This is a genomic window from Variovorax sp. OV329, from assembly GCF_900114785.1.
GTDB lineage: Bacteria > Pseudomonadota > Gammaproteobacteria > Burkholderiales > Burkholderiaceae_C > Variovorax.
In genome coordinates this window covers 166,007-183,725 of sequence record NZ_FOUG01000004.1, presented here as the reverse complement: position 1 = coordinate 183,725, position 17,719 = coordinate 166,007, and the positions used below count along the sequence as shown (strand labels likewise).

Genomic DNA, 17,719 nt, shown 5'->3' with positions numbered 1-17,719 from the left:
GCGGCCTGCTGCGAAGGGCTGCCCACGGGGCGGATTTGTAGAATTGATTATCCATGACAGCACCTTCGACCCTGCCTCCCGGCGCCGCCGCGTCCACCCCCATCTCCTGGAGCGACGCACGACGCGAACAGGCCTTCGCCGGCTGGCTGGCGCTCGTGGCGCCACTGCACGGTCTTGAAGCCGGTACGGTGCGCCTGGCATCGGCCGACGCCAGCTTCCGGCGCTACTTCCGCGTGGACGCCAGCGGCGGCACCACCCGGATCGTGATGGACGCGCCGCCCGACAAGGAAAACAGCGAGCCTTTCGTGAAGGTGGCCCAGCTGATGGCACAGGCCGGCGTCAGCGCGCCGCAGGTGCTGGAGTGGGACCGCGCGCAGGGCTTCCTGCTGCTGGACGACCTGGGCCGCCAGACCATGCTGGACGTGATCGACCCGGCCCAGCCCGAGGCCGCGCGGCCGCTGTACGACGCCGCCATCGACGCCCTGGTGCGCTGGCAGCTCTCTTCCAGGGCCGGCGTGCTGCCGGCCTATGACGAAGCCCTGCTGCGCCGCGAACTGGCCCTGTTCCCCGACTGGTACGTGGCCCAGCACCGCGGCATCGCGATCGAGGGCCCGCTGGCCCAGACGCTGGCGCGCAGCTTCGATCAGATCGTGCAGAACAACCTGGCCTCGCCCAGCGTGTACGTGCACCGCGACTTCATGCCGCGCAACCTCATGGTCCATCCGGACAGCGGCGCCCTGGGCGTGCTCGACTTCCAGGACGCGGTCCATGGCCCCATCACCTACGACATCGCCAGCCTGATGCGCGACGCCTTCCTCAGCTGGGAGGAAGAGTTCGTCATCGACATGACGGTGCGCTACTGGGAGAAGGCCCGCAAGGCTGGCCTGCCGGTGGACGAGGACTTCGGCGCCTTCTACCGCGCGGTGGAATGGATGGGCCTGCAGCGCCATCTCAAGGTGGCGGGCATCTTCGCGCGCCTGACCCTGCGCGACGGCAAGCCGCGCTACCTGGCCGATGCGCCGCGCTTCATCGGCTACATCCGTGCCACCGCCGGGCGGTACCGCGAACTGGCGCCGCTGCTGCGCGCGGCGGACCAGATCGAAGGCATCCAGGCGGCCAGCGGCTACGCCTTCGGCCGCGTCTGACCCGAGCCGCGCACATGCCGCGATTCCACGTCCCCGGCGCCCTGCAGGCCGGACACACGCTGGACCTGCCACAAAGCGCCGCGCGCCATGTGCAGGTGCTGCGGCTGCAGCCAGGCGACGACATCACGCTGTTCAATGGCGAGGGCGGCGAGTGGCGCGCCACCGTCGAACGCATGGGCCGCAGCGACGTGCTGGTGACGGTCAAGGAACACGCAGCCCTCGAGCGCGAGGCGCCGCGCGCCGTTCACCTGGCGCTGGGCATGCCGGCCAACGAGCGCATGGACTGGCTGGTGGAAAAGGCCACCGAGCTGGGCGTGGCCAGCATCCAGCCCTTGATGACGGCGCATGCGGTGCTCCGCCTGACCGGCGAGCGCGCCGACAAGAAGCGCGCGCACTGGGAAGCCATCGCCGCCGCGGCATGCGAGCAATGTGGTCGCAACCGTGTGCCTGAGGTGCATCCGGTGATGCCTTTCTCCAAATGGCTGGAGCAATCCTCCTTCGCCCCGCATCGGCTGGTGCTGAGCCTGGCGGAAGGCACACGCCCATTGGCGCAAGCCGCCGCGCCGGTCGATGAAGGCGTCCTGGTGCTCAGTGGCCCGGAAGGAGGCCTGAGCCGCGAGGAAGACCAGCAGGCGCGCGCGGCAGGCTTCGCCGCGGTGACGCTGGGCACGCGCGTGCTGCGCGCCGAGACGGCGGCCCTTGCCGCGCTGGTGCTGCTCGCGGGCTGATTCCGGTTCGGGCAGGCCCGCCGCGCATGGCGTGCCGAATCCTTTGTTCACCCTCGTTTCGCCGAAGCTCCTGCACAATGCCCGCCTCGGTCAGCTCAACTTCGAGGAGCACATCATGGGATTGCTGGATTCGGTTCTTGGTCAGGTCATGGGTGGCGCGCAGGCGCAGCAACAGCCGGGCGGCGGCGCAGGCGGCCTGGAGGGCCTCAGCGCACTGGCCGGCATGGGTGGGCTCGATGCGCTGCTGGGAGGCGGCAACGCCGGCAACGCCGGCGCCGCTGGCGGTGCAGCGGGAGGCGGCGGCCTGGCCGACGTCCTGGGCGGCCTGCTGGCCAACGACGGCCAGATGGGTGGCCTGGGCGGCCTGGTCTCCAAGTTCGAGCAGGCGGGCATGGGCGACGCGGTCGGCTCCTGGGTCGGCACCGGGCAGAACCAGCAGGTCTCGCCGGACCAGGTGCAGGGCGCGCTGGGCAGCGATGCGATCGCCGGCATGGCTTCCAAGCTGGGCATCAACGCGCAGACCCTGCTGCCGCTGCTGGCCAGCGTGCTGCCGCTGCTGATCAACCAGCTCACGCCGCAGGGCAAGGTGCCGGAGCAGGGCGTAGGCAACCAGCAGGACCTGATGGCGTCGCTGAGCAGCCTGCTGCGCGGCTGATCCGGCCACGAAGCGAGAGGCGCCGAAGCACCGCATGAATCGCCACCTGCTGCTGCTGACGGCTTGCCAGGGCCTGGTTCTCACGAACAACGTCGCCTTCATGGCAATCAACGGGCTGGTGGGCCTCTCGCTGGCGCCGCAGCACTGGATGGCGACTTTTCCGGTGATGGCCTACGTGGTGGGCGGCGCGCTGTCCACTGGCCTGGTGGCGCGCACGCAGCGGCGCTTCGGCCGGCGCGTTTCCTTCCAGGTCGGGCTGGCGGTGGCTTTCGTCTCCGCCCTGGCCTGCGCCGCCGCGGTGCTGATGCACGCCTTCTGGCTGCTGTGCGCCGCCACGGTGGTGGCGGGCTACTACAACGCCAACGCCACGCTCTACCGCTTTGCCGCGGCCGAGCTGGCGGCGCCCTCGTGGCGCGAGAAGGCGGTCTCGCTGGTGATGGCCGGTGGCCTCATCGGCGCGGTGGCCGGCCCGAACCTCGCATCGCTCACACGACAGTGGCTGGCCGCGCCTTTCGCGGGCGCCTACGTGGCGCTCGCTGCCGTTGCGGTGCTGTCGGCCGTGCTGATGCAGTTCATCCGTTTTCCCCCGCCACCTTCCGCGCAGGCGGGACAGGGCGGCCGCCCGCTGTCGGAAATCATGCGGCAGCCGGTCTTCATCTTCGCTGCGATGGCGGGCGCACTGGGATTCGGCGTGATGAACCTGCTGATGGCGGCGACGCCACTGGCCATGCAGGTGTGCAGCTTTCCCTTCGAGGATGTGGCGTGGGTGCTGGAATGGCATGTCATCGGCATGTTCGCGCCGGGCTTCTTCACCGGGCACCTGATCCGGCGCTTTGGCGCGTTGCCGGTGATGGCCGCAGGGCTCTTGCTGAACCTCGGCTGCATCCTGGTGGCGCTGTCGGGCGTGGAGTTGCACCACTTCCTGGCCGGGCTCTTCCTCCTGGGCGTGGGCTGGAACTTCCTTTTCACCGGCAGCACCACGCTCTCGCTCACCGCCTACACCGCGCAGGAGCGCGACCGGGCGCAGGGTGCGCTCAACTTCTGCATCTTCGCCACGCTGGCTGTGAGCTCGCTCGCCTCGGGGGTGCTGGTCACGACCCAGGGCTGGCAATGGCTCAACCTGGGCTCGCTCCTGCCGGTGGCGCTGACCGCAGCGGGCCTGCTGTGGCTGGCACGCGTGCAACGGCTGGCACCGAAGGTCGCCTGACCCGGCAACTTGCCCCGGCCGGCTGGCCTCAGGCGCGGGCAGCCGCGTCGCCGCCGAGGCCGAAGCGCTCGCCCAGCCAGCGCTCCAGCGCCTCGAACACCGGTTGTGCATCCAGCTCGTTGAAGATCTCGTGGAAATGCCGCTCGAAGGCCACGGCCTGCACCTGCCCGCTCGAGGCCGAGGCCGCTGCGAAGGCGCGGCTGCCCTCGGGGCGCACCAGCCGGTCGGCCCCCGCATAAAGAAGCAGCGTGGGCACCGGCCAGCGCGGCGCCATCGCCATCACCTGCGCACCTTCGTCGGCGAGGTAGCGCGCCAGTCGCGCGCCGATGCGGTCATGGTTGAGCGGATCGCCGGTGTAGGCAGTGGCCACTGCGGGGTCATGCGAGAGATCCTGCGCGTCAAGGCCGTTGCCCATGCGCAGGCCGGGCGCGACACGAGAGAGCACCGCAATCAGCCCCTTCTGCGCCGCGCTCAGCGTGGGTGACAGGGCCGGCGATGAGAGCACCAGCGCGTCCACCGGCCGCACGCCGCGTGCGACGAAGCTGGCCGCCACCAGGCCGCCCATGCTGTGCCCCAGGAGCACCAGCGGCAGGCCCGGGAAGGCGGCGCGCGCGTCGTCGACCACCAGCGCCAGGTCCTCGTTCAGCCGCAGGCCGTGCGGCAATCCGCCGCGCGCGCCGCTGGACTGCCCGTGTCCGAAGTGGTCGTGCGCACGCACCGCGAAGCCCAGCGCATTGAGCCTGTGCGCCACGTGCGCATAGCGGCCCGCGTGCTCGCCCAGGCCGTGGGTGATGTGCACCACGCCCCGCGGCGAAGCGGGCGTCGCCAACCATTCGCGAAGGGCCAGCGTCTCGCCGCCGGCGCTGCGCAGCGTCCGGCTGGTGCCCGCACTCACGCGGCGGCGGCTTGCTGTTGCTCGGCAGCGTGCGCCACCGGCAAGGCGGCGATCACCTCGGCCACCGCGGCGGTGAGCTTCTTGGCATACGGCACGTGCAGGAACTCGTTCGGGCCGTGCGCGTTGCTCTTGGGGCCCAGCACGCCGCAGACCATCATCTGCGCCTTGGGAAAGCCCTGGCTGAGCATGTTCATGAGCGGGATGGTGCCGCCCTGGCCGATGTAGCCGCAAGGCGCGCCGAAGTGGGCCTGCGAAGCGGCATTGAGCGCGCGCTCGAACCACGGCGCGGTGGTGGGCGCGTTCCAGCCCGTGGCGCCGCCGTTGGAGTCGAAGGTGACACGGGCCTGGTAGGGCGCGTTGTCTTCCAGCAGGGTCTTGAGTTCCTGCACCGCGCTGCCCGCATCCACCAGGGGCGGCAGGCGCAGCGAGAGCTTGAAGGCGGTGTAGGGGCGCAGCACGTTGCCCGCGTCCTTCAGCGCCGGGAAGCCCTCGGCGCCGGTCACGCTCAGCGTGGGCTTCCAGGTGCGATTGAGCAGGGCCTCGACCGGCTCGGTGGTCACGGGCAACGCGAAGCTGGTGGAACCGCCGCAGTCGTAGTGGGCCCAGGGGAAGCGCTTGTAGACCTCCTCGCCCAGGATGGCGGCCGTGGCCCGGGCCTGCGCGACGCGCTCGGCCGGCACCTCGCAATGGAAGCTCTCGGGCAGCAGGCGGCCGGTCTTGCTGTCTTCGAGGCGGTCGAGTACCTGGCGCATGATGCGGAAGCTCGAGGGCACCAGGCCCGAGGCGTCGCCCGAATGCACGCCCTCGGTCAGCACCTCGACCTTCAGCGTGCCGCTGGCCATGCCGCGCAGCGAGGTGGTGAGCCACAGCTGCTCGTAGTTGCCTGCGCCTGAATCCAGGCAGATCACCAGGCCGACGTCGCCCAGGCGTTCGCGCAGGGCGTCGACATAGGGCAGCAGGTCGTAGGAGCCCGATTCCTCGCAGGTCTCGACGATGCCCACGATGCGCGGATGCGACGCACCTTGCGCCTTCAGCGCCTGGATGGCCGCCGTGCTGGCGTAGACCGCGTAGCCGTCGTCCGCGCCGCCGCGGCCGTAGAGCAGGCCGTTCTCGTACTTGGGCGTCCAGGGGCCCAGGTCGTTGCGCCAGCCGGTGAATTCGGGCTGCTTGTCCAGGTGGCCGTACATCAGCACGGTTTCCTTCATGTCGGTACCCGTTGCCGGTACCTCGAAGAAGAGCACCGGGGTGCGGCCGGGCAGGCGCACGACCTCCAGCTTGAGGCCCTCCACCTTCTGCGCCTCGACCCAGGTGGCCGCATTGCGCAGCACCGTCTCCAGGTAGCCGTTGGCGGCCCATTCCTTGTCGAAGCCGGGCGACTTGGCCGGGATGGCGATGTAGTCGGTGAGCTGGCGCACGATGTCGCCGTCCCATTGGCGGGTGACATCGGACAGGGCACGTTCGGCGTCGAGGAAGGCGGCCGGCGCGTCGCGGCCGATTTCGCGGTGCAGGGGGGCGTTCATCGTGGGTTCTCCGGGAAAGGCGTCAAAGCGAACATTTTGCGCCTGCCGCGCAGCGCGCGTAGAGTGCGCGCGAAACTCGAGCAAAGGTGCATCTCGTGAGCAGCAAGAACGGCATTCACGTCGGCGTGGGCGGCTGGACCTTCGAGCCCTGGCGCGACAACTTCTATCCCAAGGGCCTGGCGCATGCGCGCGAGCTGGCCTACGCCGCCCGGCACCTGACGGCCATCGAGATCAACGGCACCTACTACAGCGGCTTCAAGCCCGAGCACTTCCGCAAGTGGGCGGGCGAGGCGCCCGAGGGCTTCGTGTTCTCGATGAAGGCCACGCGCTTTGCCACCAACCGCAAGCTGCTGGCCACGGCCGGCGATTCGATCAAGCGCTTCATCGACAGCGGCCCAACGGAAATGGGCGACCGCCTGGGCCCCATCGTCTGGCAGTTCATGCCCACCAAGAAGTTCGAGCCGGAGGACTTCGAGGCCTTCCTCGAGTTGCTGCCCAAGAAGGAGGGCAGCCATGTGCTGCGCCACGTGATGGACGTGCGGCATCCGAGCTTCGTCGTGCCCGAATACCAGGCGATGGCGAAGAAGCACGGCGTGTCCACCGTCTTCACCGATTCCGACAAGTACCCGTCTTTCGAGGAGCCCGACGGCCCGGTGGCCTATGCGCGGCTGATGATGGCGCAGGCCGACGAGGCCACGGGCTACCCGTCCAAGTCGCTGGACGAATGGACGAAGCGCGCCAAGACCTGGGCCGCCAAGCGCGACACCTTCGTCTTTTTCATCAACGGGGCAAAAGAAAAGGCACCGGCAGCCGCCGGTGCCTTGCTCGAGCGGCTCGGCTGGTCGCCGGCGCCCGACTGAAACTCAAAGCGCCTGGCGCGCTCAGGCCGCCGCTTGCAGCGGCGTACTCGTGGCGGCCGGCTTGGCAGCCGGCTTTTCGCCGGAAGTGCCGACGCTGACTTCGCCGGACAACTGGCCGCCTTCCTCGATCACCAGCTTGCCGTAGCGGATCTTGCCGCTGACCTTGCCGGTGGCGTGGATCACGAGCTTCTCGCGAACGGTCAGGCTGCCGTCGAAGACGCCGCGGATCTCGGCGATGTCGATGCCCGCCGAGCCCTTGAAGGCGCCGGTTTCGGCAATCTGCATCACGCGCGAATCCATGGTGGCCTCGACCAGGCCTTCGACCACCAGGGTGTCGCAATCGGTGATCTCGACGCCCTTGAGCTTGATGTTGGGACCGACGGTCAGCTTGGCGCCGCTTTCCTTGGCTGCGTTCGCCGCAGTGTTGGCGACCGAAGGAGGCACGGACGTGGTGGTGGCGGGGTTGCTGACAGGCGATCCGGAGAGATTGGTACCGGCGCCCATCAACGGTGCGGGACGGGAGGTGAGCGATTCGGGTTCGCGATCGCGCTTACCGAAGAAGGGTGACTGAGATGCCAATGTGAACTCCTGAAAACGGGCATGGTAGGAGCGCATGCGTGCCGGGTCCGACTTCATTACGCAAGAGACGTAACCAAATAAGGCTGGGCTCGCTCACTTCGCATACTTTCATCTGAATACGGCTAGAAGAAAGCATCAATTGCGTACTTCCTGCCACACGACGCGGCCTTGCGTCGCGTCCTGGATCCGGCGCTTCAATTCGGACACCCGATCTGCCGCCAAGCCAAACACGAAGTGCACCAGAGATTCATGCCGCACCTCATCGAGCGTCGCGGACGCGGCGGCGAGTTCGCGGCGCACGATGCCTTCCGCGTCATACGGCACGGCGCAGCGCAACTCGGCGCGCGCGACGACCTGCTGAAGGGGCGCGTCGACCAGCGCCTGCGCCACGGCGTCGGTGTAGGCGCGAACCAGGCCGCCGGCGCCCAGCTTCACGCCGCCGAAATAGCGGACCACGGTCGCTAGCACGCCTTCGAGCTGCTGGTGGCGCAGCACTTCCAGCATGGGGCGGCCAGCAGTGCCGCCAGGCTCGCCGTCATCGTTGGCGGCGGACTGTCCGCCGGCCATGAGCGCCCAGCACACGTGCGCGGCACCGGGATGCGCGGCCCGCAGTGCATCCACCACCGCCTGCGCCTGCGCTCGCCCGGCCACCGGCTGCACGCAACCGATGAAGCGGCTCTTCTTGATCAGGAGCTCGCTGTGGACGGGGCGTTCAAGCGTGAAGGCCATGCGCGGCCTGCCGGGGTCTCAAGTGCCGTTGCGCTCGAACTTGAAGACCGCCGTGCCCGCCCGCGCATTGGGCAGCCAGCGCACCTCGCGCTCGCCTTGCACGCCGAAGGCATCGAGCACCCGCAGGCTGTTCTTGTGCGCGAGCACCTCGAAGTCCTTGAAGGTGCCCACGCGGATGTTGGGCGTGTCGTACCACTGGTAGGGCAGGCGTCGCGTCACGGGCATGCGGCCGCGCGCGATGCTGATGCGGTTCGGCCAGTGCGCGAAGTTGGGAAAGGCCACGATGCCGATGCGGCCCACGCGCACCGTCTCGCGCAGCATGACCTCGGCATTGCGCAGGTGTTGCAGCGTGTCGATCTGCAGCACCACGTCGAAGGAGGCGTCCTGGAACAGCGACAGGCCCTCGTCCAGGTTGAGCTGGATCACGTCCACGCCGCGGCGGATGCACTTGAGCACGTTGCCGTCGGCAATCTCCACGCCGTACCCGGTGCAGCCGCGCTCGCGCTGCAGCAGGTCCAGCAGGGCGCCGTCGCCGCAGCCCAGGTCGAGCACGCGCGAGCCGGGCGGCACCAGCTTCGCGATCAGGCGTTGGGTGCTTTCGTCGCTCATGGCGCCAGCTCCAGGGCGATGCGTTCGAAGTAGGAACGCACCACGCCGGTGTAGCGCACGTCGTCCAGCAGGAAGGCGTCGTGGCCGTGCGGCGCGTCGATCTCGGCGTAGCTCACGCTGAAGCGGTTGTCCAAGAGCGCATTGACGATCTCGCGGCTGCGCTGGGGCGAAAAGCGCCAGTCGGTGGTGAAGCTCACGAGAAGGAACTTGGCCTTGGCCTGCGCCAGCGCGACGCTCAGGTTGCCGCCGTGCTCGCGCGCCGGGTCGAAGTAGTCGAGCGCGCGGGTGATGAGCAGGTAGGTGTTGGCGTCGAAGTATTCGCTGAACTTGTCGCCCTGGTGGCGCAGGTAGCTCTCGATCTGGAACTCGACCTCCTGTGTCGAGTAGCGGTACGCCGCGCCGGACGCCGCCGCGTCGCGCAACTGGCGGCCGAACTTCTCGTTCATCACGTCGTCGCTGAGGTAGGTGATGTGGCCGATCATGCGGGCGATGCGCAGGCCCCGCTTGGGCAGCACGCCGTGCTCGTAGAAGTGGCCGCCGTGGAAGTCGGGATCGGTCACGATGGCGCGGCGCGCCACCTCGTTGAAGGCAATGTTCTCTGCCGTGAGGTTGGGCGCGCTGGCCACCACCACCGCATGCTTCACGCGATCGGGAAACTGCAGCGTCCACGACAGCGCCTGCATGCCGCCCAGGCTGCCGCCCATCACCGCGGCCAGGGTGTCGATGCCCAGCGCGTCGAGCAGGCGCGCCTGCGCGTCGACCCAGTCCTCGACCGTGACGACGGGAAAGTCCGCGCCCCACACCCGCCCGGTTTGCGCGTTCACGTCCATCGGGCCGGTGGAGCCGAAGCAGGAGCCCAGGTTGTTGACGCCGATCACGAAGAAGCGATCGGTGTCCACCGGCTTGCCCGGGCCGATCATGTTGTCCCACCAGCCCTGCGACTTGGGCTGGCCCGCGTAGGTGCCGGCCACGTGGTGCGATGCGTTGAGCGCGTGGCACACCAGCACCGCATTGCTGCGGTCGGCGTTGAGCGTGCCGTAGGTCTCGTAGGCGAGCGAGTAGCCGGCAATCGATGTGCCGCTTCGCAGGGCCAGGGGCTCTGCGAAGAACATCGACTGCGGCGTGACTTCGAAGGAAGACATGTGGAAAAAGAAAAACCCGGCCTCGCCAAAAACGAGCCGGGTTGCGGGCATCCGTCTTTAGCTGAACTTGTTACGCGCCCGCAAGCTGGAGCAAATCGGCGCGGGACGAGTATAGCCCCGCGCCGCCGTACGTTCAGCCGACGATCATCAGCACGCCCAGCACCGCGAAGATCGCGGCCGAGACGCCATGCACCCACTTGATGGGCACGCGCCGCATGATGCGCTCGCCCAGGAAGACCACCGGCGCATTGGCCAGCATCATGCCCAGCGTGGTACCGGCCACGACCCAGATGTAGTCGTTGACGAAGCGTGCGGCGAGCATCACGGTGGCGATCTGCGTCTTGTCGCCCATCTCGGCCAGGAAGAAGGCCAGCACCGTGGTGCCGAACACGCCGAAGTGGCCCCGCGTCTGGCTGTCTTCCTCGTCGAGCTTGTCGGGGATCATCATCCACACCGCCATGGCCAGGAAAGAGCCGCCCAGGATCCAGCGAAGGGCCGTCGGACCGAGCCAATGCGTGATGTAGTTGCCGACGGCGCCGGCCAGTGCGTGATTGACGATCGTCGCGACGAAGATGCCGGCCACGATGGACCAGGCACGGCCGCGAAAGCGAGAGGCAAGAACGAGTGCGAGTAGTTGGGTCTTGTCGCCCATCTCCGCCAGGGCGACGATGCCGGTGGCGACGGAAAATGCTTCCATGAAATAAATGCTCCTGGCCGAAGGACGCAATTGACCATGCAACCCTTCGGCCATCTTCCCGAAGTTGCACAGTCAATGGTCTCGCCAGGTATTCACTGCACGCGCCATGTCCCGGTGGGGCAGGACAAGTCTGTTGACGCGGGCCCTTCTCGCAGATCGGAAGGCGGCTACTCCCCAATGACAACCTTCGAGTATAGCCGCTCCTGCCCACGCAACCGCCTGGTTGGCAAGCACATACTTTCGTCTTTTTTCCAGATGAACCGTGACGTAAACGTCAAAAAAGCGCTTGCAATTTCTATAAATCACCCATAATGCGCGAGCCCACCGTCGGAATTTCGCACGGGCGGCTATCGGTGATCGGACAGTTTTTCGAGGCTTTTCACCCCAGGTGAAAGTCACGCTCTCGGGACTCCATCGCTTTTATTGATGTGTTTATAGGAGTCCCTTGATGGGCAACAAACTCTACGTCGGCAACCTGCCTTACTCGGTGCGTGACGGTGACTTGGAACAGGCCTTCGGCCAATTTGGTTCCGTGACCAGCGCCAAGGTCATGATGGAACGCGATACTGGCCGTTCCAAGGGCTTCGGTTTTGTCGAGATGGGTAGCGACGCGGAAGCGCAAGCCGCAATCAACGGCATGAACGGCCAGCCGCTCGGCGGCCGTAGCGTTGTCGTGAACGAAGCGCGCCCCATGGAAGCACGCCCGCCCCGTAGTGGTGGCGGCGGCTACGGCGGTGGTGGTGGCGGCTACGGTGGTGGTGGTGGCGGCGGTTACGGCGGCGGTGGCGGTGGTCGCAGCGGTGGCGGCGGTTACGGCGGCGGTGGTGGCGGCGGCTACGGCGGCGGTGGCCGCAGTGGCGGCGGCGGCAACGACGGCGGCTTCCGCAGCCCCTACGGCGCTGGCCCGCGTGGTGGCGGCGGCGGTGGTCGCGGCGGCTTCGGCGGTGGCAGCGGCGGCAACAGCGGCTACTGATTCCTGAAGAATCAATGAACAAAGGCTCCCTTGGGAGCCTTTTTCATTGGGGGTCTACCGCCTTGCCTACTGCTCGCCACGGCGCTTCTTGCGCCCGCGCCCCTGCGCGCCTCTGTCGAACAGGGCATTCGGCACGATGCGCAGAAGCTTGGCCACCACGCCCATCTGCCAGGGAATGACGCGGTAGCTGCTGCCGGCCTCGATGGCGCGGAAGGCCCGGTCCGCGAATTCGCCCGGTTGCAGAAGGAAGGGCATGCCGTAGCGATTGCCTTGCGTGAGCGGCGTGTCGATGTAGCCGGGGCAGATCGTCACCACCTTCACGCCGCTGCTGCGCAACTCGCCGCGCAGGCTCTCGCAATAGCTGACCACGCCCGCCTTGCTGGCGCAGTAGGCACCGTGGCCGGGCAGGCCGCGGATCGCCGCCACGCTGCCGATGCCCACAAGACGTCCGCTGCCGCGCGTGCGCATGGGCGCCACGAAAGGGTGGAAGGTGGCGGCCAGTCCCAGGTTGTTGATCGCAAAGGTCTGCGCCATCACGTCCAGGTCTTCGCGCTGCTCGGTGTCCATGCCCACGCTGATGCCCGCATTGGCAATCACCACGTCCGGCACGCCCTGCCTGCCGATGCAGTCCCGTCCGGCGCTCACGATACTGTCGACCTGCGCGACGTCGGCGCCGTAGACCTGCACGCGGCTGCGCTCCAGCCCGAGCGCTGCCGCCCAGGCCTCGATCTCGTTCGTGCGCCGCGCACTCAGCGCCAAGCGATAGCCGGCGGCGTAGTAGCGCGCTGCCAGCGCCTGGCCGATGCCGCTGGACGCTCCGGTGATGAACACCAGCGGCGCAATCGCGCGGTCGCTCATGGCTTCTTGGCCGGCGTCGTGCGGGCCGGCTGGATCACGCCGCGCACGCGGCCTTTGAGGTTGGCCACGCCGGAAATCTTGTCGTAGTCCATGGAATCGGCAGTGAAGCGGTCCTCGCCCCGCGTCAGGGTCACCGGCTTGTTGGAGGTGACGCGCTCGCTGTCGGTGAAGGCATGCAGGAATTCGCCCCGGAATTCCAGACGCGGGGTCTCCTCGCCGTCCGGGCTGCGGGCCGCGTCGCGCACGACGATGGCATTGCCGAACAACTGGACCTCGCTGGCATCGGAATTGGAAAGCCCGCGATTGGCGGTGGCGTGCGTCACCAGGCCTTGCGGCGACACGGTGCGCACCCGGACTTCGTCGACTTCCAGCGTGTCGGTGTCCGGATAGTGGCGGCCTTCCTTGCCGCGCAGTTCGCTGCGCAGTTCGCCATTGGGGAAGAATCGCTTCACCACGAAGTCGCGCATGAAGTAATCCGGATCGTGGGTTACCGGCACCGCCGCGCGCGGCTCCAGCAGCTTGGGCGCGTTGCGCACCAGCCAGTAGGTGCCCAGCGCAAGTCCCGCGGCCAGGATGATCGGCAGGTAGATCGAGACGCGATCGAGGCCGATCCGAAGCCAATGCAGCAGGCGACTCAAGTCAGCGGCCCTCGTGCGGCATCGAGCATGCGGCGGTAGTGGCCGCCGGCGGTGAGGAGCAGGTCGCAGAACTCGCGCGCCGCGCCCTCGCCGCCGCGCGCGCTGGTCACGTGGTGGGCGATGTTGCGCACTTCCAGGTGTGCATTGGGCGGTGCCACCGCCAGCGCCACGCGCGCCAGCACCGGCAGGTCGGGCCAGTCGTCGCCGATGGCGGCGGCCTGGGACCAGTCCAGGCCCAACTGGGCGAGCAGGGCTTGCGCGGCCGGCAGTTTGTCCTCGGTGCCATAGCGAACATGTTCCAGGCCCAGCGCCTCCAGGCGCACGCGCAGCGGCTTGGAGTCGCGCCCGGTGATCACCACCGGCGTGATGCCGGCGCGCCGCAGCAGCTTGAGGCCGTAGCCGTCGAGGATGGAGAAGCGCTTGAGCGTCTCGCCGTGCTCGCTGAAGTACACGCCGCCGTCGGTCAGGACGCCGTCGACATCGAAGAAGGCCACGCGCAGGTCCTGCGCGAGCAGCAGGGTCTCGGTCTTGAAGGGCTGCGCGGCCATCAGATGACCTTCGCGCGCATCAGGTCGTTGGTGTTGAGCGCGCCGACGACCTTGTCCTTCGCATCCACCACGAACAGCCGCGTGATGCCGTGCTGCTCCATCAGCTCCGCGGCTTCCACCGCCAGGGCGTCGACGCGGATGGTGCGCAGGCCGCGGTGCATCACTTCCTGCGCCCGGGCGGTTCGCAGGTCCACGCCGGCCTCGATCAGGCGGCGCAGGTCGCCGTCGGTGAAGACGCCGCTGGCATGGCCGTCGGGCTCCACGATGGCGGCGGCGCCGAAGCCGCCGGTGCTCATGGCGCGCATCAGCTCGCTCACCGTGGCAGCCGGCGTGGCCAGCGGCACCTGGTCGTCCGAGCGCATGACGTCGCTCACGTGGGTGAGCAGCTTGCGGCCCAGGGCGCCTCCCGGGTGCGAGCGCGCGAAGTCCTCGGTGCCGAAGCCGCGGGCGTCCAGCAGCGCAACGGCCAGCGCATCGCCCATGGCCATCTGGGCGGTGGTGCTGGCGGTGGGCGCGAGGTTGAGCGGGCAGGCCTCCTTCTCGACGCCGCTGTCCAGCACGATGTCGGCGTGCTGGGCAAGCGTGGAATCGGTGCGGCCGGTCATGGCGATGAGCGGCACGCCCTGGCGCTTGACCACCGGCAGGATGGTGGTGAGTTCCTCGACCTCGCCGCTGTTGGAAATGGCCAGCACCAGGTCGACCGCCTTGATCATGCCCAGGTCGCCGTGGCTGGCCTCGGCCGGGTGGACGAACATGGCCGGCGTGCCGGTGGAGGCGAGGGTGGCGGCGATCTTGCGCCCCACGTGCCCGCTCTTGCCCATGCCCATCACCACGACGCGGCCGCGCACGACCAGAATCCGCCGCACGGCCTCGACGAAGCTGGCGCCCACGCGGGCCTTCAGGCCCAGCACGGCCTGCCCCTCGATGTCGAAGGTGGCGCGGGCGCGAGCCAGCATCGCTTCGGGTTCGAAGGCCGGGGGGGTGTCGGGCGTGGGCGTGCTCATCGCGCGGATTTTAGGCGCGCGCCGCTTCGCGCCCGAGCGCGCCGGGCTTCGCTTTTCGTGTAGACCCCGGGCGAAACGATGGGAGCTCTCGAATAGGATCGGACCATGTCGTCCTTTGACCTCACGCTGTTGTACCTGCTGGCCGCGGTCATCGGCGTGGTGGCCTGCCGGTCGCTGAAGCTGCCGCCCATGCTCGGCTACCTGGTGGCGGGCGTGCTGATCGGCCCGCACGCGCTGGCCCTGGCGCAGGACTCGGAGGCGATGCGGCACCTGGGCGAGTTCGGCGTGGTCTTCCTGATGTTCGCCATCGGGCTGGAGTTCAACCTCCCCAAGCTGCGGGCCATGCGCAACCACGTGTTCGGGCTGGGGCTGCTGCAGGTGGTGCTCACCATGGTGATCGCCACCGGCGGTGCGCTGCTGCTGGCACGCCTGCTGCCCCCGCACTGGCGCTTCACCTGGCAGACCGCGCTGGCGCTGTCGGGCGCATTGACCATGAGCAGCACGGCGATCGTGGTCAAGCTGATGGCCGACCGCCTGGAACTCGAGAGCGAACACGGCAAGCGCGTCATGGGCGTGCTGCTGTTCCAGGACCTGGCGGTGGTGCCGCTGCTGGTGCTGATCCCCGCCCTGGGCGCGCCGCCCGAGCAGCTGCTCAAGGCGCTGAGCGTGGCCTTGCTGAAGGCCGGCCTGCTGGTCACCCTGCTGCTCTATGGCGGCCCGCGCGTGATGCGCTGGTGGCTCACGCTGGTGGCGCGCCGACGCAGCGAGGAGCTCTTCATGCTCAACCTGCTGCTGATCACGCTGGGCCTGGCCTGGCTGACCGACCTGGCAGGCCTGAGCCTGGCCCTGGGCGCCTTCATCGCCGGCATGCTGGTGTCGGAGACCGAGTTCAAGCACCAGGTGGAGACGGACATCCGCCCCTTCCACGACGTGCTGCTGGGCCTGTTCTTCATCACCATCGGCATGTCGCTGGACTGGCACGTGGTGGTGGAGCGCTGGCGCCTGGTGGGCGTGCTGCTGGTCCTGCCGCTGGCCTTCAAGCTGGGGCTGGTGACGCTGCTGGCGCGCGGGCTGGGCGCCACGGCCGGCGTGTCATTGCGCACCGGCCTGTACCTGGCGCAGGCGGGCGAGTTCGGCTTCGTGCTGCTGAGCCTGGCGGGCAAGGGCATGCTGATGCCCGAGTGGCTGATCAACCCGGTGCTGGCCTCGATGGTGCTGTCGATGCTGGCCACGCCCTTCATCATCCTGTACAGCAACGCCATCGTGCGCAAGCTGGTGGCCAGCGACTGGCTGCAGCAGTCGCTGCAGATGACCACCATCGCGCGCAAGACCATCAACACCGCGCAGCACGTGATCATCTGCGGCTACGGCCGCTGCGGCCAGAACCTGGCGCGCATCCTGGAGCGCGAAGGCATTCCCTACATGGCGCTGGACCTGGACCCCGACCGGGTCCGCCAGGCAGCCGCAGCCGGCGACTCGGTCGTGTTCGGCGATGCAGCGCGCCTGCAGGCGCTGATGGCCGCGGGCCTGGCGCGCGCCAGCGCCGTGGTGGTGACCTACCTGGACATTCCCGGCGCGCTCAAGGTATTGGCCAACACGCGGGCCCATGCGCCGCAGGTGCCGGTGATCGTGCGCACCCAGGACGACCGCGACCTGGAGAAGCTGCAGGCCGCCGGTGCCGCCGAGGTGGTGCCCGAGGCCATCGAGGGCTCGCTGATGCTGGCCAGCCACGCGCTGGCGCTGGTGGGCGTGCCGATGCGGCGGGTGATCCGGGTGGTGCAGGACCAGCGCGATGCACGCTACGACCTGCTGCGCGGCTATTTCCACGGTGCCGACGACGACCACGCCGACGAGATCGACCACGAGCGCTTCAACAGCTTCACCTTGAGCGAGGACGCGCAGGCCGTGGGGAGCACCATCGCCATGCTGGAACTGGAAGCGATGGGCGTGCGGGTGGCCAGCCTGCGCCGACGCAACGGCCAGCGCTGCGACCTGGCCGAGGACACCCTGCTGGCGGACGGCGACACGCTGGTGCTCTCCGGCAAGCCCGCCGCGCTGGCAGTGGCCATCAACCGGCTGCAGCAAGGCTGACGCGCCGGAAGGCGGGAACCGTCAGCCGGCGCCCGACATCGTCGGATTGCGCCTTTCTTCCTCGATCTGCTGCTGGCGGCGCACCGCCTCGCATTGCGCATGGCCGGCCACCTCCGGCCGGGCACACTGCGCGGCCATGCACTGCGCCCGGGCGACGAAGTTGCGGCCGGCGCACGCCTCCTGCGGGGTCGGAATGCGCACGGGTTCGGGCGCGGGGGGCGGCGGCATGGGCGCCACGGCTTCCACCACCGGCGCCGGGGCTGTCGCTGGAGCCTGCTTCTTGGCAAGCTGCTTGCGCGGCTTCTGCACGGCGGCATCCGCGGCCGGCGCGGGATGAAGGGATGCATCCGCCCCTTCGATGAGCGGGGCGCCGTCTGCCACAGGCGTCGGCGCGGGCGCCATGGCTTGCGTGGCAGCGGGCGTGAGCTCGGTCTCGGGGATCGCCGCTGGAATCGGGGCCGGCGACGCCGCTGCCGGCGGTGACGACGGCTCCGCGATTTCCTGGCTCCTGTTCTTGTGACCCCACCAGGCGGCCACGAGCACCAGCAGCACCACGGCAAGACCCAGGCCGGCGATCCATCGGCCGTTGCCGATGCGTGGGCGTTCAAACGCCAGTACGGGCTGGATTTCCTCGACCGCACTCGCGGGGGCGGCGGCAGGCTTCGACACAGGGGCCGCAGCAGCCGCGCCCAGCAAGATGTTGGCGTCGGCCGCGCCAACGGCCAGCGGGGTGATGGCCTGTGGCCAGGCCTGGGCAATCTTGCGGCCGCAGCCCTTGCAGAACTTGGCAGCGTCGCGGTTCTCGGCGTTGCAGGCGCCGCACAGCACGGTCATGGCCCGC

Annotated in this window: 19 protein-coding genes and 1 riboswitch; of the genes, 7 read left to right on the top strand and 12 right to left on the bottom strand. The window is 68.7% G+C overall.

Annotation, left to right across the window (positions count from 1 at the left end):
* Positions 1-53: 53 nt before the first annotated feature.
* From BM345_RS08295 to BM345_RS08280, 4 genes are all read left to right on the top strand, one after another.
* Complete coding sequence (locus tag BM345_RS08295) at positions 54-1,145, top strand: aminoglycoside phosphotransferase family protein (protein ID WP_093377773.1); 1,092 nt, start codon at positions 54-56, stop codon at positions 1,143-1,145.
* Between the two features lie 14 nt (positions 1,146-1,159).
* Entirely contained in the window at positions 1,160-1,873 is a 714-nt protein-coding gene (locus BM345_RS08290; RefSeq protein WP_093377771.1) for a 16S rRNA (uracil(1498)-N(3))-methyltransferase, read from the top strand.
* Between the two features lie 115 nt (positions 1,874-1,988).
* A complete protein-coding gene (locus BM345_RS08285; protein WP_093378386.1) occupies positions 1,989-2,528 on the top strand; it encodes a YidB family protein in 540 nt (179 codons plus the stop codon).
* 34 nt (positions 2,529-2,562) lie between these two features.
* A complete protein-coding gene (locus BM345_RS08280; protein ID WP_093377768.1) occupies positions 2,563-3,735 on the top strand; it encodes an MFS transporter in 1,173 nt (390 codons plus the stop codon).
* A 28-nt stretch (positions 3,736-3,763) separates the two neighbouring features.
* Here the strand turns inward: BM345_RS08280 and BM345_RS08275 are convergent, their stop codons facing one another.
* Positions 3,764-4,630, bottom strand: coding sequence for an alpha/beta hydrolase (locus BM345_RS08275; protein WP_093377766.1), 867 nt, complete (start codon positions 4,628-4,630; stop codon positions 3,764-3,766).
* Positions 4,627-6,150, bottom strand: coding sequence for a M20 family metallopeptidase (locus BM345_RS08270; protein ID WP_093377763.1), 1,524 nt, complete (start codon positions 6,148-6,150; stop codon positions 4,627-4,629). The genes BM345_RS08275 and BM345_RS08270 overlap by 4 nt, the downstream gene beginning before the upstream one ends.
* Before the next feature lie 95 nt (positions 6,151-6,245).
* On the opposite strand from BM345_RS08270, the gene BM345_RS08265 reads away from it, so the two are divergent.
* Positions 6,246-7,010: a DUF72 domain-containing protein gene (locus BM345_RS08265; protein WP_093378384.1), complete on the top strand. Its 765-nt coding sequence runs from the start codon at positions 6,246-6,248 to the stop codon at positions 7,008-7,010.
* A 21-nt stretch (positions 7,011-7,031) separates the two neighbouring features.
* On the opposite strand, the gene BM345_RS08260 is transcribed toward BM345_RS08265, so the two are convergent.
* The 5 genes from BM345_RS08260 to BM345_RS08240 all read right to left on the bottom strand — a co-directional run bounded on the left by BM345_RS08260 (position 7,032) and on the right by BM345_RS08240 (position 10,766).
* Positions 7,032-7,589, bottom strand: coding sequence for a bactofilin family protein (locus BM345_RS08260; RefSeq protein WP_093378381.1), 558 nt, complete (start codon positions 7,587-7,589; stop codon positions 7,032-7,034).
* A 135-nt stretch (positions 7,590-7,724) separates the two neighbouring features.
* Positions 7,725-8,318 carry an IMPACT family protein gene (locus BM345_RS08255; protein WP_093377761.1) on the bottom strand — a complete coding sequence of 198 codons (594 nt, stop codon included), beginning with the start codon at positions 8,316-8,318 and terminating at the stop codon, positions 7,725-7,727.
* Between the two features lie 18 nt (positions 8,319-8,336).
* Positions 8,337-8,927 carry a methionine biosynthesis protein MetW gene (metW, locus tag BM345_RS08250; RefSeq protein ID WP_093377758.1) on the bottom strand — a complete coding sequence of 197 codons (591 nt, stop codon included), beginning with the start codon at positions 8,925-8,927 and terminating at the stop codon, positions 8,337-8,339.
* Positions 8,924-10,069, bottom strand: coding sequence for a homoserine O-succinyltransferase MetX (locus BM345_RS08245; RefSeq protein WP_093377756.1), 1,146 nt, complete (start codon positions 10,067-10,069; stop codon positions 8,924-8,926). Before BM345_RS08245 ends, metW begins: the two co-directional genes overlap by 4 nt.
* 133 nt (positions 10,070-10,202) lie before the next feature.
* Positions 10,203-10,766: a TMEM165/GDT1 family protein gene (locus BM345_RS08240; RefSeq protein WP_093377753.1), complete on the bottom strand. Its 564-nt coding sequence runs from the start codon at positions 10,764-10,766 to the stop codon at positions 10,203-10,205.
* Between the two features lie 6 nt (positions 10,767-10,772).
* Positions 10,773-10,954, bottom strand: a riboswitch (yybP-ykoY riboswitch).
* A gap of 260 nt (positions 10,955-11,214) precedes the next feature.
* Between BM345_RS08240 and BM345_RS08235 the strand changes: the two genes are divergently transcribed.
* Entirely contained in the window at positions 11,215-11,739 is a 525-nt protein-coding gene (locus BM345_RS08235) for an RNA recognition motif domain-containing protein (protein WP_093377750.1), read from the top strand.
* A 66-nt stretch (positions 11,740-11,805) separates the two neighbouring features.
* Here BM345_RS08235 and BM345_RS08230 read toward each other — a convergent pair whose 3' ends face one another.
* From BM345_RS08230 to BM345_RS08215, 4 genes are read right to left on the bottom strand one after another with little or no spacing between them, the layout of a single operon-like run.
* Positions 11,806-12,597: an SDR family oxidoreductase gene (locus BM345_RS08230; RefSeq protein ID WP_093377748.1), complete on the bottom strand. Its 792-nt coding sequence runs from the start codon at positions 12,595-12,597 to the stop codon at positions 11,806-11,808.
* On the bottom strand, positions 12,594-13,235 hold the full coding sequence (gene lptC, locus BM345_RS08225; RefSeq protein ID WP_093377745.1) for an LPS export ABC transporter periplasmic protein LptC: 642 nt from the start codon (positions 13,233-13,235) through the stop codon (positions 12,594-12,596). The genes BM345_RS08230 and lptC overlap by 4 nt, the downstream gene beginning before the upstream one ends.
* Positions 13,232-13,783: a KdsC family phosphatase gene (locus BM345_RS08220; protein WP_093377743.1), complete on the bottom strand. Its 552-nt coding sequence runs from the start codon at positions 13,781-13,783 to the stop codon at positions 13,232-13,234. Before BM345_RS08220 ends, lptC begins: the two co-directional genes overlap by 4 nt.
* Positions 13,783-14,787, bottom strand: coding sequence for a KpsF/GutQ family sugar-phosphate isomerase (locus BM345_RS08215; protein WP_093377740.1), 1,005 nt, complete (start codon positions 14,785-14,787; stop codon positions 13,783-13,785). Before BM345_RS08215 ends, BM345_RS08220 begins: the two co-directional genes overlap by 1 nt.
* 105 nt (positions 14,788-14,892) lie before the next feature.
* On the opposite strand from BM345_RS08215, the gene BM345_RS08210 reads away from it, so the two are divergent.
* Positions 14,893-16,878: a monovalent cation:proton antiporter family protein gene (locus tag BM345_RS08210; RefSeq protein ID WP_093377738.1), complete on the top strand. Its 1,986-nt coding sequence runs from the start codon at positions 14,893-14,895 to the stop codon at positions 16,876-16,878.
* A gap of 21 nt (positions 16,879-16,899) precedes the next feature.
* On the opposite strand, the gene BM345_RS08205 is transcribed toward BM345_RS08210, so the two are convergent.
* Positions 16,900-17,712, bottom strand: a complete 813-nt coding sequence (locus tag BM345_RS08205; protein WP_093377735.1) for a hypothetical protein — start codon at positions 17,710-17,712, stop codon at positions 16,900-16,902.
* Positions 17,713-17,719 lie beyond the last annotated feature (7 nt).

Bases quoted from the DNA above. Each gene is read 5' to 3' on its own strand.
- BM345_RS08255 (WP_093377761.1), bottom strand. From the start codon at position 8,318: ATGGCCTTCACGCTTGAACGCCCCGTCCACAGCGAGCTCCTGATCAAG.
- BM345_RS08205 (WP_093377735.1), bottom strand. From the start codon at position 17,712: ATGACCGTGCTGTGCGGCGCCTGCAACGCCGAGAACCGCGACGCTGCC.
- BM345_RS08220 (WP_093377743.1), bottom strand. From the start codon at position 13,783: ATGGCCGCGCAGCCCTTCAAGACCGAGACCCTGCTGCTCGCGCAGGAC.
- metW (WP_093377758.1), bottom strand. From the start codon at position 8,927: ATGAGCGACGAAAGCACCCAACGCCTGATCGCGAAGCTGGTGCCGCCC.
- BM345_RS08230 (WP_093377748.1), bottom strand. From the start codon at position 12,597: ATGAGCGACCGCGCGATTGCGCCGCTGGTGTTCATCACCGGAGCGTCC.
- BM345_RS08290 (WP_093377771.1), top strand. From the start codon at position 1,160: ATGCCGCGATTCCACGTCCCCGGCGCCCTGCAGGCCGGACACACGCTG.
- BM345_RS08210 (WP_093377738.1), top strand. From the start codon at position 14,893: ATGTCGTCCTTTGACCTCACGCTGTTGTACCTGCTGGCCGCGGTCATC.
- BM345_RS08295 (WP_093377773.1), top strand. From the start codon at position 54: ATGACAGCACCTTCGACCCTGCCTCCCGGCGCCGCCGCGTCCACCCCC.
- BM345_RS08245 (WP_093377756.1), bottom strand. From the start codon at position 10,069: ATGTCTTCCTTCGAAGTCACGCCGCAGTCGATGTTCTTCGCAGAGCCC.
- BM345_RS08235 (WP_093377750.1), top strand. From the start codon at position 11,215: ATGGGCAACAAACTCTACGTCGGCAACCTGCCTTACTCGGTGCGTGAC.
- BM345_RS08270 (WP_093377763.1), bottom strand. From the start codon at position 6,150: ATGAACGCCCCCCTGCACCGCGAAATCGGCCGCGACGCGCCGGCCGCC.
- BM345_RS08280 (WP_093377768.1), top strand. From the start codon at position 2,563: ATGAATCGCCACCTGCTGCTGCTGACGGCTTGCCAGGGCCTGGTTCTC.
- BM345_RS08215 (WP_093377740.1), bottom strand. From the start codon at position 14,787: ATGAGCACGCCCACGCCCGACACCCCCCCGGCCTTCGAACCCGAAGCG.
- BM345_RS08285 (WP_093378386.1), top strand. From the start codon at position 1,989: ATGGGATTGCTGGATTCGGTTCTTGGTCAGGTCATGGGTGGCGCGCAG.
- BM345_RS08240 (WP_093377753.1), bottom strand. From the start codon at position 10,766: ATGGAAGCATTTTCCGTCGCCACCGGCATCGTCGCCCTGGCGGAGATG.